The organism is Terriglobus aquaticus, assembly GCF_025685415.1.
GTDB lineage: Bacteria > Acidobacteriota > Terriglobia > Terriglobales > Acidobacteriaceae > Terriglobus > Terriglobus aquaticus.
Genome location: NZ_JAGSYB010000001.1, coordinates 2,805,496 through 2,819,142 on the forward strand (window position 1 = coordinate 2,805,496; position 13,647 = coordinate 2,819,142).

Annotated in this window: 13 protein-coding genes; 4 read left to right on the plus strand and 9 right to left on the minus strand. The window is 63.3% G+C overall.

Going from position 1 to position 13,647, the window contains the following annotated elements; translation table 11 throughout:
• Positions 1-211 precede the first annotated feature (211 nt).
• Both OHL12_RS11660 and glpK read right to left on the minus strand, forming a co-directional pair.
• Positions 212-1,786: a glycerol-3-phosphate dehydrogenase/oxidase gene (locus OHL12_RS11660; RefSeq protein ID WP_263413987.1), complete on the minus strand. Its 1,575-nt coding sequence runs from the start codon at positions 1,784-1,786 to the stop codon at positions 212-214.
• Positions 1,787-1,828: 42 nt separating this feature from the next.
• Entirely contained in the window at positions 1,829-3,349 is a 1,521-nt protein-coding gene (glpK, locus tag OHL12_RS11665) for a glycerol kinase GlpK (RefSeq protein WP_263413988.1), read from the minus strand.
• A gap of 162 nt (positions 3,350-3,511) precedes the next feature.
• Between glpK and OHL12_RS11670 the strand changes: the two genes are divergently transcribed.
• From OHL12_RS11670 to iscX, 3 genes are read left to right on the plus strand one after another with little or no spacing between them, the layout of a single operon-like run.
• Complete coding sequence (locus OHL12_RS11670; protein WP_263413989.1) at positions 3,512-4,642, plus strand: acyltransferase family protein; 1,131 nt, start codon at positions 3,512-3,514, stop codon at positions 4,640-4,642.
• Between the two features lie 41 nt (positions 4,643-4,683).
• Positions 4,684-5,169: a 2Fe-2S iron-sulfur cluster-binding protein gene (locus OHL12_RS11675; protein ID WP_263413990.1), complete on the plus strand. Its 486-nt coding sequence runs from the start codon at positions 4,684-4,686 to the stop codon at positions 5,167-5,169.
• A gap of 2 nt (positions 5,170-5,171) precedes the next feature.
• The gene (iscX, locus tag OHL12_RS11680) at positions 5,172-5,387 is read left to right on the plus strand and encodes a Fe-S cluster assembly protein IscX (protein ID WP_263413991.1); all 216 of its coding nucleotides are present in this window, start codon (positions 5,172-5,174) and stop codon (positions 5,385-5,387) included.
• Positions 5,388-5,429: 42 nt separating this feature from the next.
• On the opposite strand, the gene OHL12_RS11685 is transcribed toward iscX, so the two are convergent.
• Positions 5,430-6,044, minus strand: coding sequence for a hypothetical protein (locus OHL12_RS11685; RefSeq protein WP_263413992.1), 615 nt, complete (start codon positions 6,042-6,044; stop codon positions 5,430-5,432).
• 237 nt (positions 6,045-6,281) lie between these two features.
• Between OHL12_RS11685 and OHL12_RS11690 the strand changes: the two genes are divergently transcribed.
• Positions 6,282-7,907, plus strand: a complete 1,626-nt coding sequence (locus OHL12_RS11690; protein ID WP_263413993.1) for a glycosyltransferase family 39 protein — start codon at positions 6,282-6,284, stop codon at positions 7,905-7,907.
• Here the strand turns inward: OHL12_RS11690 and OHL12_RS11695 are convergent.
• From OHL12_RS11695 to OHL12_RS11720, 6 genes are all read right to left on the minus strand, one after another.
• Positions 7,904-8,434: a GNAT family N-acetyltransferase gene (locus OHL12_RS11695; protein WP_263413994.1), complete on the minus strand. Its 531-nt coding sequence runs from the start codon at positions 8,432-8,434 to the stop codon at positions 7,904-7,906. The two genes, OHL12_RS11690 and OHL12_RS11695, sit on opposite strands and share 4 nt — an antisense overlap.
• Entirely contained in the window at positions 8,431-10,173 is a 1,743-nt protein-coding gene (murJ, locus tag OHL12_RS11700; protein WP_263413995.1) for a murein biosynthesis integral membrane protein MurJ, read from the minus strand. Before murJ ends, OHL12_RS11695 begins: the two co-directional genes overlap by 4 nt.
• Positions 10,174-10,253: 80 nt before the next feature.
• Positions 10,254-10,667 carry a hypothetical protein gene (locus OHL12_RS11705; RefSeq protein ID WP_263413996.1) on the minus strand — a complete coding sequence of 138 codons (414 nt, stop codon included), beginning with the start codon at positions 10,665-10,667 and terminating at the stop codon, positions 10,254-10,256.
• A gap of 48 nt (positions 10,668-10,715) precedes the next feature.
• On the minus strand, positions 10,716-11,102 hold the full coding sequence (locus tag OHL12_RS11710; protein WP_263413997.1) for a hypothetical protein: 387 nt from the start codon (positions 11,100-11,102) through the stop codon (positions 10,716-10,718).
• A gap of 201 nt (positions 11,103-11,303) precedes the next feature.
• On the minus strand, positions 11,304-11,780 hold the full coding sequence (locus tag OHL12_RS11715) for a hypothetical protein (RefSeq protein ID WP_263413998.1): 477 nt from the start codon (positions 11,778-11,780) through the stop codon (positions 11,304-11,306).
• A 191-nt stretch (positions 11,781-11,971) separates the two neighbouring features.
• The gene (locus OHL12_RS11720; RefSeq protein WP_263413999.1) at positions 11,972-13,621 is read right to left on the minus strand and encodes a S10 family peptidase; all 1,650 of its coding nucleotides are present in this window, start codon (positions 13,619-13,621) and stop codon (positions 11,972-11,974) included.
• Between the last annotated feature and the right edge of the window lie 26 nt (positions 13,622-13,647).

Here is a 13,647-nt window from a genome sequence, read left to right on the forward strand (position 1 = left end):
TCCTGGCGGGACTGCGACTCCGCGTCGCGTCTCCTGCACACCTGAACAGATGGGTGGTTCCGAGGCAGCGATTCAAACATTCTTTTGAATGTTTGAATATGGGAAGTTAGCGGCACTCTGGCCGGGATCAGCGTTAGACGCGCTTCTTTTTGCATCGGTGAAGCGGGGTGTCGCATCGCCCGTTACGAACCTACGCAGCGGCAGGCTGACTTTAGGCGGAGGGAAGGTATTGCTTCGCCAATGCTGTGAACGCCGACACCTGCTCCCGCTGCCAGGCCTCGTCGCGCCCCAGCTCCTTTGCGAGCAATCCCGCCACCTTCGGAGCAATCGCGATGGCCGCCCGGGCATTCAGCAAGAGGGCTCGAGTACGCCGCGCCAGCGCATCGTCCACCGTGCGGCTCATCTCCTCACGCGCGGCCCACACAATCTCCGCCGCAAGATACGGCAGTTCCGGGTGCAGTCGCTCGGCCAGATCCGGTGAACCAGCAGCCAGCGAGCGAATCGCGTCGGCGTCCGCACCGTACACGCTCAGGTCATCGCTCTCGGCCACACCCTCGCGCCATCCGTGGATCTTCAGGTCCGCCGTCTTGCACGCCACGTCGGGCAACTTGCCCAGCGTGGCCGCATGATTCACCGTGTCCTCTGCCATGTGACGATACGTCGTCCACTTGCCGCCGACGATCGTCAGCAGACCGCTGCCATCGATGTGAATCGTGTGGTCGCGCGACAGCGCACTCGTCTTCGACGAATCGCTGCCCGCCGCCTTCACCAGCGGCCGAATGCCCACATAGATGGAGAGAACATCGCTTCGCGAAGGCTTGCGGCTCAAGTACTCGCCCGCCGTGCCCAGCACAAACTCGATCTCTTCTTCCAGCGGCTTCGGCTCATAGCTCGGCGCATCGATCGGCGTATCCGTCGTTCCGACCACCGTGTGCCCGTGCCACGGAATTGCAAACATCACGCGGCCGTCGCTGGTGCGCGGCACCATGATCGCGTTGTTGCCACGCAGAAAGCTCTTCTCCAACACCAGGTGAATGCCCTGTGACGGAGACACCATGCCCTCCGCGCCCGGCTCGGCCATGCGCCGCACTTCGTCCGTGAAAATGCCGGTCGCGTTCACTACGCACTTCGCATTCACTGTGACGCGCTCGCCGGTCTCACGGTCTTCCAGTTCCACGCCGTTCACAAAGCCATCGCCATCGCGCTGCAGTCCCACTGCCGCGCAGTAGTTCAGCACCGTCGCGCCGTGGTCGGCCGCGGTCATTACCAGGTGCATCAGCAACCGCGTGTCGTCGAACTGCCCATCGTGATACACCACGCCACCGCGCAGGCCCTCCTGCTCAATCGTCGGCAGCCGTTTCAGCGTCTCTTCGCGGCTCAGAATCTTCGACCGGCCAAAGGAATACTTCACCGCCAGCAGGTCATAGATCTTCATGCCAATGCCGTAGAACGGAGCCTCCCACCATGAGTAGTTCGGGACCACAAACTCCAGGTCATGCACCAGGTGGGGAGCGTTCTGCCGCAACAGGCCCCGCTCCTTCAGCGCCTCCATCACCAGGCTCACGTTGCCCTGCTCCAGGTAGCGCACGCCGCCGTGTACCAGCTTGGTCGACCGCGACGACGTGCCTTTCCCGAAGTCCTCGCGCTCCACCAGCAACGTCGCATAGCCGCGCAACGCCGCGTCCACCGCCACACCGGCGCCGGTGGCCCCGCCGCCAATCACTACCACGTCCCACGGCTCCGCACCGCGCTCCCGCACCGCCCGCACCATCGTGTCGCGATTCATCTCAAGCCCTCTTCCTGTCTGATGCCGTCAGCACAACACGGCCTATGCCGCCGCGTTCCAGCCCTTCGCGCGCTCGACAGCCTTCTGCCAGCGCGCGTACAGCTTGTCCGTGCTTTGCCTATCACGCGGCTCAAAGCGGGTTCCCGGCACCTGTTCCTGCTGAATCGACTCCAGCCCACCCCACACCCCGGTCGCGATGCCCGCCAGGTACGCCGCACCCATGGCGGTCGTCTCCAGGCATGCGGGACGCACAACCGGCACCTGCAACAGGTCCGCCTGGAACTGCATCAGCGTATCGTTGGCCGTGGCGCCGCCATCCACGCGCAGCTCCTTCAGCGGAGCGGGCGTGTCCGCATCCATCGCTTTCAACACGTCGGCCACCTGCAGCGCGATGCTCTCCAGCGCGGCGCGCGCAACGTGCCCGGCCGTGGTGCCACGGCCCATGCCCAGCAGTGTGCCCGTCGCGTACGGGTCCCAGTGCGGCGCGCCCAGCCCCGTGAATGCAGGCACAAACACCACGCCACCGCTGTCTGGCACGCTGCAGGCCAGCGCTTCCACATCGCTGCTCTTTTGAATCAGCCCCAGACCGTCGCGCAGCCATTGCACCACCGCGCCACCAATGAACACCGAGCCTTCCAGCGCATACTCGGGCTTGCGTTCCAGCGAACACGTCAGCGTGGTCAGCAGCCGCTGCTCACTCAGCCGGAACGCGTCGCCGATGTGCTGCAGCAGAAAACATCCCGTACCGTAAGTGTTCTTCGCATCGCCTGGCCGCGTGCACATTTGTCCAAACAGCGCACTCTGCTGATCGCCCGCGATGCCGGCAATCTCAATGCCCTCCAGGCCGAGCGTAGTACTCACCGGCCCCAGCGCTTCGCTCGACCACACCACCTCCGGCATCATCGACCGCGGCACGCGCAACAGCCGCAGCAGCTCGTCGTCCCAGCGGTCTTCCACGATGTTGTAGAGCAGCGTGCGCGAAGCATTCGTGCGATCCGTCACATGCCGCTTGCCGCTCGTCAGGTTCCAGATCAGCCAGCTATCGATGGTGCCAAAGGCCAGCTCGCCGCGCTCCGCCTTCTCCCGCGCGCCAGCAACGTTGTCCAGGATCCACGCCACCTTGGTACCGCTGAAGTACGGGTCCAGCCGCAGACCGCTGCGCCGCCGCACCTCGTCTTCTGCACCGTCGCGGGTCAACTGCTCGCACTGCGCTGCGGTCCGTCGGTCCTGCCACACAATCGCGTTGTACACCGGCTTGCCCGTCGCGCGCTCCCACACCACGGCCGTCTCGCGCTGGTTGGTGATGCCGAGCGCGGCCACATCGCGCGGCCGAATACCCGCACGCCCCAGCACCTCCACCGCCGCGCTCAATTGGCTGGTCAGGATCTCAAACGGGTCGTGCTCTACCCAGCCCTGCGTGCCCGTGGGACCGCCGCGCGACGCCTCGGGAAAGATCTGCCGAAACTCATGCTGTGCCGTTCCCCGAATCGCTCCGGCCTTGTCAAACAGAATCGCCCGCGAGCTCGTCGTTCCTTGGTCCAGCGCCAACACAAGTTCAGCCATGCATCTCTCCCATTTACCGGCGCCGCCACCCGGCGCCGATTGCCGCCCCAACATACCACCGCGCTTGCCACCGCCGCCACAGCAGGCAAAGGCGCCCAACAACGCATCGCTCGGCCCTTAGTCGCTTGCCGCCACACTGCAGCCCCTGTACTTTCTTGAAAGATGGCCGTCGATTCTGCGCCAGCCCACACATCACGGCAGGCGTCGTTCCAGGCACAGCCGAACCGCCGCGACCATGCGCAGCGCTTCTACCGGCCAGAGCTGGACGCAGTTCGCTTCGTAGCCTTTCTGCTCGTCTTCCTGCACCACACTTCATCGCAGTTTGTGTGGCGTTCTCCGCTCATCCAGGTCACGGGTCTGGGTCTCTGCCTCTTCTTCGCGCTCAGCGCATACCTCATCACGACCCTGCTGCTGCGGGAAAAGGCGCAAACCGGAACCGTCTCGTTGCGTGACTTCTACATCCGACGCATCCTGCGCATCTGGCCGCTCTACTTTCTCGGCCTCGCGGTCGGTCTCCTGCTCGATTGGCGGTACGGCTTTTTCCCAACCGACCGGTCCTGGTACATCGCGGCGGCTCTGCTTGTCGGCAACTTCGCCGTGTACATGCCAAGCTTCGTCCTGCCACTATGGAGCATCTCGCTGGAGGAGCAGTTCTATCTGCTTTGGCCAGGTCTGACCAGACGCCTGAGTCACACCGGTCTGCTGATCGCCTGCCTCGCGCTCACCATCTGCTCGTGGATCGCGACCGGCATCTACGGCCATCTGCATGCGGACACCGCGAACCGCGTATGGTTCAGCAGCCTGGTCCAGATGCAGATGTTCACCGCAGGCGCGTTGCTGGCGCTGCGGCATGACCGGCAGGGCTGCCTGCTCCAGAACCGCGCCTTGCGCATCGTCGCGCTGCTGCTCACACCCTGCATCTGGCTTGCGGCGATCCGGTTCGGCGGCATCAAGGGTGGCTATGCTCCCGGAGCCCTCCAACTCATCGTGGGGTATGCGGCGGTCGCGCTCACCTGCGCCCTGATCCTCGATGCGCTCACCGCCGCACCACCGCGCATCCCGGCTTTTCTTGCTTACCTTGGCCGCATCTCCTTCGGCCTGTACGTCTTCCACTCCCCTGTCTTTCTGCTTGGAAAGCGCTACCTGCCGCTCCACCGGCCATGGACACTGCTGCCCGCGGAGCTCTGCCTCACCATCGCAGCCGCGGCGCTCTCCTACCGCTTCTTCGAAACGCCGTTTCTCCGCCTGAAACAGCGGTTTGAGATCGTGCGTTCGCGGCCGATCAACGCCTGAGCGCACCTTCGCAACGCGCCTCCTCTAAAATTGGAGGTGCTATGAGCGAGCACCCCACCGATCTGCCGCCGGTCGACCTATCCAAGCCGCCTGCGGACAACATCGTCCGCGTCACCTTTCAGCCTGAAAACAAGACGGTTGAGTTCCCCTTCGGCACCCTGCCCTACGACGGCCACGGCCGTCCCATGAGCTTTCTGGACGTCGCCGAAAACTACGGCATCTTCCTCGACCACGCCTGCGGCGGCGTTTGCGCCTGCACCACCTGCCACGTCTACGTGAAGCAGGGCGAGCCCGGCCTTTCCGAACCGGAAGATGACGAGCTCGACCGCGTCGATCTTGCCGCTGGTCCGCAGACCAACTCGCGCCTTGGCTGCCAGGCAGTCATCGAAAAGCCCGGCACCTACGTGGTCGAGATCCCCGCCTGGAACCGCAACTACGTGCAGGAAGGCAAGCCCGCTGCGATCATCGCGGACGCGACGCCGGCACCGCCCGTCACCTCGCCCGCAGCGGTAGCGGCAAAGGAGTAGCCATGCCACGCGAAATCACCTGGACCGACTTCGAAGAGATCGGCATCCAGTTGCAGGAGAAGTACCCGGAGATCGACCCGCTCACGGTGCGCTTCACCGACCTGCACAAGTACGTCACAGCGCTGCCCGGCTTTGTCGGCGATCCGGCCAAGTCCACCGAGGGCCAGCTCGAAGGCATCCAGATGGCCTGGCACGAAGAGTACGAAGACGCCAAGTAAAGTGAAGCGGGTGCCGCGAACAGTGTCGCTGCCCCCGCTTCTCTACTTTTTGGCAGGATCCGCTTTTTCGCACGACTCTACTGCCCGCGGCTGCTCGTTCTCAAAAGTCGTGACGTTGCATTCATTGAACATCGAGCAGTAGCACGCCGAGCCATGCAGGTAGAAGCGATCCTTTTCGAGCTTGTTCCAACTCGCCATCGCCGATGAGTCCTCTGCCGGCTTCGGCCAGTTGAATACGGACCGGTCCTCGCCACTGCGCATCAGCGTTCCGCCAATCTGCTGCGACGTGAAGGCGGCCGTAGGATCGACCTGGCGCACCCGCTCGTAAAAGTTCTTCGAGTAGCTGTTCCCCTGATCGTCCACCAGGTGGAACCAGGCGATGCGCGCCGGCCCCGTGCCCACATTACTCAGCTTCATTTCGATGGCTGGCTTTCCGCCTACCAGGTTTGAGGAATCCAGCATCAACAGCGGCGTCGACTGCGCGCTGACCAGCCGCCGGTTCTCCTCCACCAGCGCATGCATCGACTTCTCGGACTGCAGCGACGTCAGCAGCGACGCCACCGAGATGCACAGCACCGCGATCGGCACCACCAGGTCAAACCACGGCAACCCGGTCTTGTGTGCATGATGATGCGGTGCTTCCGGCGCTTCAACCATCGTGTGTTCGAACCTCCAAACGTACCTCCAGAACAAACGAAAAGCTCCGGCATGTCCAGCCATACAAGAAATAGTGGACGACCGCTCCTCTTTCAAGACTCCGTGAACACGCCCCGACGCTCCGCCCGGAAGCCCTGCGGAGCAATCTCCTAAAGGGCGCGAGACGCAGGCCAAAGGCGGAGTTTTTGGTTTGGCTCTGTGGAATAATCCGCTAACACCATGACCAGCCCTGCGCCTTTGAAGACGTCCGCTACGGATGCACCTCCTGCTGCGCCACAACGGGATTCCACAATCGCCGTCCGGTTTGCATTTGCGGGGATTCTGTTGTGGACGCTTACCCTGGCTCTGGTCTGGTCACATCAGCGGCTCATGTGGAACGACGAGTTCCTCTCGTTCTACACAGATAGCCTGCCCACCGCGCAGCAGGTGATCCACGTGCAGCGCTACACGCCGATCTCACTCGATCCGCCTACCTACCACCTGCTCAGCCACTTCAGCATGAAGCTGCTCGGCCCGGGCCCGATCGCTCTGCGCATGCCAGCGCTCGCGGGGTTCCTGCTGCTGCAAGTAAGCCTCTTTGCGTTGCTTCGGCGGGTAAGCACAGCGCGTGCTGCCTTATTTGGCATGGCGCTTCCGGTGCTCACCGCCAGCTTCCGCTTCGCGGTGGAGGGTCGCCCCTATGCCTGGCTCCTTGGCCTCTATGCGCTAGCGCTGTTCTGCTGGCTTTCTGCCGCTGGTAGGCCTGGGTACACCTCTTCGCTCGCTCGCAGGCTTTCACTGGTGGGCCTGTTTTGCGCAATTGCTCTTGCCATTACAAGCCACTACTTCGGACTTCTTATTCTGGTTCCTCTGTTGCCGGCAGAGCTGATCCGCACCGTGCGACGCCGCACCGTGGACTGGCCCATGATTGCGACGATGGCAGCGGGTGCATCCGCCCTCGCGCTCGTCATGTTCTTCAAGCAGGGCCTTGTACCTTACCGCCAGCATTACTACATCAACTTCGTCAGTCTCCACGCCATCTCTCGTGGATACCGGGACCTCTTCCTTCAGGACGGTCGCGCGAGCAACGCAATGCAGCGCCTGTTCGCATTGGCTATGCTGGCCGCGGCGCTGTGGATCGCATTCCGTCTTCGTGGCAAGCGAAGTGAACTGAGCAAGGCCACCTCTGCAATGCTTGGCTTCGGGATAGCTTTGATTGCACTGGCCATGCTGCCAATCTTTGGTTACCTGGTGGGACGCTTCGTGACACACACCATGGAGGTCCGCTACGTCGTCGCTTCGCTCATCCCCTTCATCATTGCCCTGGCAGTCGCATCGGGCAAGCCGTTCCGCAGCCGCCCCGTATTTCTGCTCGCTATGAGCGTGACTGTCTTCCTGGCTACAGCGTCTGTCTACTCTCGAATTCGGAACGAACGGGACCATGCGGCTACCGTACGCGCCCGCCTGCAGCCCTCTGCCTCAGTGATCGCTAGGTTGCGGTCGAACCCGGCCGAACACCTTTACGTGCAAAGCACTGGTGAGCTCTTCCTGGATGCGTATTACGCCCCTACCCAGGTCCCAGCTGACCGGCTCGCAGTTATTTACGACAGGCCCGCAGAAGTCTCAATCTTGGGCAACGACACCGACGCCGTTACCGCCGAAAACGCCAGCCACTTTCTCCCGTTTGCCACTGTTCGATACCAGGACTTCAAAGCACAACCTATGCCGTTGCTGGTCAACAAGGAAACCTCAGGCATGGACTGGATAGGCAAAGACCTGAACCTTCAACATGTCCCTGAATACGTCGTCGGCGATGCCTTGGCCAGCCACATCGTTCAGGTCGACTTCAGAAACGTTCCGAACGCAGCGGCAGCCGTTCGCTAGGTGAGTAACACCTGCCGTCCAGGTCGCTCCAGCCGGTAGTACGGATGCATGGCCTGCTGCGGTCCCCACGGCTCATGGTGCGTGTACATGAAGCCCAGCCGGCCCACCAGCGCGCGGGAGTGCTCGTTCCGCGGCCCGTGCCCGGCCACCAGCGCCCCAGCATCCGTGTTCTGCCACGCCCACGCAATCACTGCGCGCGCAGCCTCTTCGCCATACCCCCCGCTCCAGAACGCCCGAGCCAGGTGAACGCCAACCTCCAGCACACCTTTCTGATCGTGGAACGGCCGCAGCCCTGAACACCCGGCATGCGCCCCGGTCGACAGACCGAAGATCGGCCAGTACTGAAAGCCGAGCGTCTGCTGGTTCTGCATCTCCGCCCGCAACCGAGCCTCGGCAGCCGCGACCGACATCGGGCCGCCCATGTGCCCCATCACCTCGGCATCCGTCCACAATGCAACCGCCAGAGGAAGGTCCGCCTCAGACCACGTGCGAAAGCCAAGCCGATCCGTACGAAGAAAGTAGCTCAAACCCGAACCCGCTGACTTGCTGACGCGCTAACTTGCTTACTTGCTGCCTTCCTGCGCAACACCACATCCGGCAGCTTCGCCCCCGTCACCCGCAGCACCGCGAAGCACACACCCGCCCACACAATTGTTCCGGCAATCACATTTACCAGCGCCAGCGCTCGCCCGTGCGCAGCCGGCAGCACGCTCATCGCAACCAGCGTCGCTAGGCATCCCAGAAATGCGGCGAGCAGCGACTTTCCAAGCTCCGCGCCGTCCAGCTCGGCGATGCTCACCATCCGCTTCTTGTGCAGCAATACGGCCAGCGACCCGGTGTGCAGCAGCATGCCCGCGTCCGCCGCCCACACCAAACCTTCCGCTCCCACCGTCTTGTACAGCGCACCGTACACCGGGATCGAGACCAGCGTGACCACGGTACCACTTACCATCGGCGTAAAGGTGTCGCCCGCCGCGTAAAAGGCGCGCGCATACAGGTTCTGGCTCGTCCACAGAAACAGGCTCAGCGTGTACACCACAAAATAGCGAGTGGTGATGGCCGAGTCCGACGCCGTAAAGCGGCCGCCACGCAGCACCAACTGCACAATCAACGGCGCCAGGCCGATCATCCATCCGCCGACCAGCAGACTCACCGCGATCATGCGCGACACGCTCTTGTCCACCGCCGCGCTGAACGCTGCAATGTCCTTCTTCTGCCACAGCGATGCAAAGAACGGCAGCGACGCCGTACCCGCCGCAGGCCCCAAGACATTCATCGGCGCCGTAAACAACAGCCTTGCAAAATTCAGCCGCGACAGGTCGAACTTATCGCCCGAGATGAAGTAGTTCCGAATCCAGCTATCCGTTGTCGTCAGGCTCTGCCCCAGCATCAGTGGCAGGTTCAGCAGAAACCATTCCCGCAGCGCAGGATGCCTCAGGTCCCACTCAGGCGTCCATCGCAGACCCGTGCGGTGCGCGCCCACGTAGTTCATCAGCAGAGGTCCCGCAAATGCTCCGGCTGCCGCGCCAACTGCCAGCGAGTCCACGCCCATGCGGCTGTGCAGTAGCACCGCTCCTAGCAGGATGCCGCCGCTATAGATGACCGGCTGCAGCGCCTGGTACACAAAGATGCGCCGCACCAGCAGCCGCGATCCAAGCACACCACCCGCGAAGAAGAACAGCGGGTTGCACAGCAGAATGCGCGTCAGGTGCACGCACTTGGCGAACAGATCGGGCTGCTCGCGAAACTTCGGAAATGCATACCGGATGTACGCGGGTGCAAAGACTTCGCCCAGCAGCACGGCGATCAGTAGCACCGCAGCCACCACGTTCAGGATGTTGCACAGCGCGCGATCCGCCTCTGCTTGTTCCCCCCGCTCCCGATACCGGCTCAACACACTGATCAGCGCGCTTGAGGCCGCTCCGCCGATGAGGAGATACAGGATCGTGTCCGGCAACTGAAACGCCGCGGTGTAGGCCGCGGTATCCGTTCCCGTGCCGAAGTACCTGGCCACCAGCGTGTTCCGCAACAGGCTAAATATGCCGCTCAGCAGGCTCGATCCCATAAGCAGCAGCGACGCCGAAAACGCGCTGCTCGCCCCGCCAAAGCCCAGCCGCGTGCGCCACCCGCGCTCCGCCGCGGCACTGCCGCCGCTAGTGGGCACCACCGTAGCGCCCTGCCCCGCAACCGCAATCTCCGGCGCATCGTTAGGGTTCGCAATCGACGCCGGTGTCGGATTCCCTGAGGTGTTGTCGGGCAGGCTCAAACTTCTCTGATTCTACTGACGCAAACACGAAGGGCGTCCCCCTGCAGGACACCCTCGTGGCACTGCTCCTCTCCAGCCACTTACTTCTGCGTCGAAGCCTGCGCCGCCGCGTGCGCGCTCACACCCGCGGTCTGCCGCACGGCAGCATCCACTACGGCGTACAGCAACTGGTCCGGATCGCGCCGCGCGCTGGCCTTGATCAGGTTGCCCATCTTCTGTCCTGCGGCTTCGGTGTCCGGCAGCGTCACGCCACGCTTCTGCGCGCTCATCTCCGCCATGCCCTTCACCACGTCGAAGAACTTGTCTTCGTTGCGGCCCGAATCCACCCACGCTTCATGCACCGTCTTAGTCAGCATCTCCGGTGCCACGGTCGCCGCGCCTGCGCTGTTGTTCGCGGTCACGCTTGGTGCCGGCCGCCCTGCCTGCGCACGCATCCCCAGCGGAGCCGCCACCAGCATCGCCGCCATCACCACCACACTCGTAATCTGCTTCATCCCTGTGCTCCTGACGTTTCGCAAAAACAATCTGCTGTGACCCGCTGCCTAGTACCGGCGATATCCGTTGCCGTACCCGTAATCGCGATAGTCGCGGTACTCGTCCCGGTGCCTGCGATCTGCATTCGCCTTGCCCAGCAGAGCTCCACCGCCGGCACCAACGCCGCCGCCGATCAGCGCACCCTTCAGGCCGCCACCCAGCAGGCCACCAATCAGCGCACCCGCGCCACCACCGATCAGCGCACCCTTGCCAGGCCCAATCCCGCCGTGGTGCCGGTTGTAGTAGTCGCGGTCATAGCGATCGTCATAGGGCCGCGTATTCCGGTAGCCGTTGTAATAGCCGCCACCGTGGTCGTAGCGCTGCGCCTGCACCGCCGGTGCCACGGAACCAGCCAGCAGCGCCGAACCCAACACAATGCCTGCAATTCTTCGCATCTGAGAACCTGCTTCCCAGGCCGCCACCGCTCTCGCGTCAACCAGCCTCTCTGAGACGGATGCCCGCATCCCACCTCGCGTTTGATCGACTGCTCGCGTTTCTGCAGAAGTCCTCTACCTGCCGCGAACCGCTCCGCTCGAAGCAACCTACCAACGCAAAAGGCCGGGCACATTGCCCGGCCTCTCTGCGAACGTCACACCTTAGTAGCCGCGATACCCATATCCACGATTGCTGTAGCCATAGCCGTTGTACCCACCATTCCAGCTATTGCCATAGCCATAGTTGCCGTAGCCGCGATGAGCATTCTGGTTCGCCGCGCCGGCCACCGCACCCACACCGGCGCCAGCCGCGCCACCGATCAGCGCACCTTTGCCACCGCCCAGGATGCCGCCCAGCACCAGACCCGCGGCGCCACCGATCAGCGCTCCCTTGCCCGGCCCAACGCCGTGGTGACGGTCGTAGTCATACCGCAGGTCGTTGTGGTTGTAGTTTCGATCGTTGTTGTAGAAGTGATCGCCCTCGTAGCTCTGGCGATAGTCCGGCGCATAGCCACGGTTGTCGTATCCGCCCCGCCACTGCGCCTCCGCCGGCACACCGGCAACCACCGGCAGCGCCATACCCGCCACCAGAACACCACCCAGCACCTTTGTCTTCAGCACAGTTCCAAAGCGGTTCATCGTACCCTCGCTCGCCTCCGGATCGCCTCGGCGCCTATCGCCGTCGTCGTCCCTCTGCACAGTCAGTACAAACACCGGCCCTGCAGATAGTCGCGTGTACTCTGGATTTCCTCGCAGGCAGAAACAGAAGGGCGAGGCCGCAGCCTCGCCCTTCTCACACCAGCAACTCAGGTCGTCTGAGTGACCCCGACTTAGTGACCCTGGTTCGCTCGGATGAAGTTCGCCGTCGTGTCGTGCAGTTCCTTCGCCGCATCCGGATTCACATAGACCATGTGCCCTGTCTGGAACCAGTGGTACGCAATGTTCGACTGCAGCTTTGCCGGCATCGGCAGGTGCTTCATCTCATACGTTGCGCCAAAGAACGTGGTGCCCAGGTCGTAGTACCCGCCCATCAGCAGCACGTGCATACGCGGGCTGCGCTCCATCGCGACAGCCAGGTCAGGCATCACGTTCAGCGAGCCTTCCCAACCGCCGCCAATGGGCGAGTGGTGCCCCATGTTCCAGTGGAAGCCCGGTTCGCGCGCGCTCGGCTTATAGGTCAGGTCCGCGCCAAACTTCAAGTCGTTGTGCGCGTACTGGTTCATGTTGTTCACAAACGCCGGTCCCGTCGCACTCATAAATGGATCGTCGTCCGCCTCAGAGGCCAGCGGATCCAGCTTCGGCCCGCTGTACCGCGTGTCCAGCCGCCCCGCGTTGTCTGACGCATCGGTCAACAACAATCCGCTGAACTGCCCGCCGCTCAGACGCAGGTTCGCCTTCACCCACGTCGCCGCGGGAATGCCCGTGTACCCGGCCAGCTTCGTCGCAATCGCCTGCTTCCTGTCCGCGCTCAGGTCCGCGCCCTGGTGCAGCGCCGCGGCATAATCGTTCAGCGCAAACTGCTCCACCTCAGGCAACAGGGCATCCAGACCGCCCCCGGCCTGAATCTTGTGATGAAACAGCGCTGTCGCCGCAAACGAAGGCAGGCTCAGGAAGTACGCCTCATCCGTTCCCGGATTTCCCTCCGGCCCATCCGCCGAGATGCTGAAGTTCAGAATCTGCGACAGCAGGATCACGCCGTTCAGGTCCACGTCGCCCAGCATGTTCGCCAGCACCGCCGACCGTGTCGTTCCATAGCTTTCGCCAAAGATGTACCGCGGCGATCCCCAGCGGTCGTGCTTGCTCAACCACTTCTTGATGAACCGCGCAAACGCCCGCCCATCCTCGTCCACACCGTAGAAGGCCTTCATCGCATCTTTGCCGTGTACGCGCGAGTAGCCCGCGCCGGGCGCATCGATGAACACCAGGTCGCTCGCGTCCAGGAGGCTGTTCGGGTTGTCCGCCATGCGGTACGGGCCGCCCACCGGGTGCTCCAGGTCACCCAGCACAATGTGCTTCGGCCCGAACGCGCCCAGGTGCAGGTACATCGTCGGCGATCCGGGTCCACCGTTATAGATGAAGATGACAGGCCGCGTCGCCGTGTCCTTCACATCGCTGCGAAAGTACGCCGTGTAGAACATCTGCGCCGTCGGCTGCCGGTCTTCCGGCTTCGGGGCCTCTTCCACACCGGCATCGCTGGTCAGCTTGCCGTTCCACTGCAGGGTCGCGTCCTGCGCATCGCTCGCGCCCACGGTGATGGTGCCCGCCACAGCGCGATACGGAATGCGCGCGCCGCCGACCGTCACCGATCCCTCGGTCACCGAATCCGCAGGCACCATCGCTGGCGGCAGCACCGGCTTGGCGGCCGCCGGCTCCGTGGTCGTGACCGTTGTCATCTTTTGCGGCGCAGCCTGTTGCGCCAACGCGGTCCCAACTCCCAACACACCAGCACACGACAACACCGCCACCATCGCCAACCGCATTCAGACCGACCTCAACTCAGGGGAAT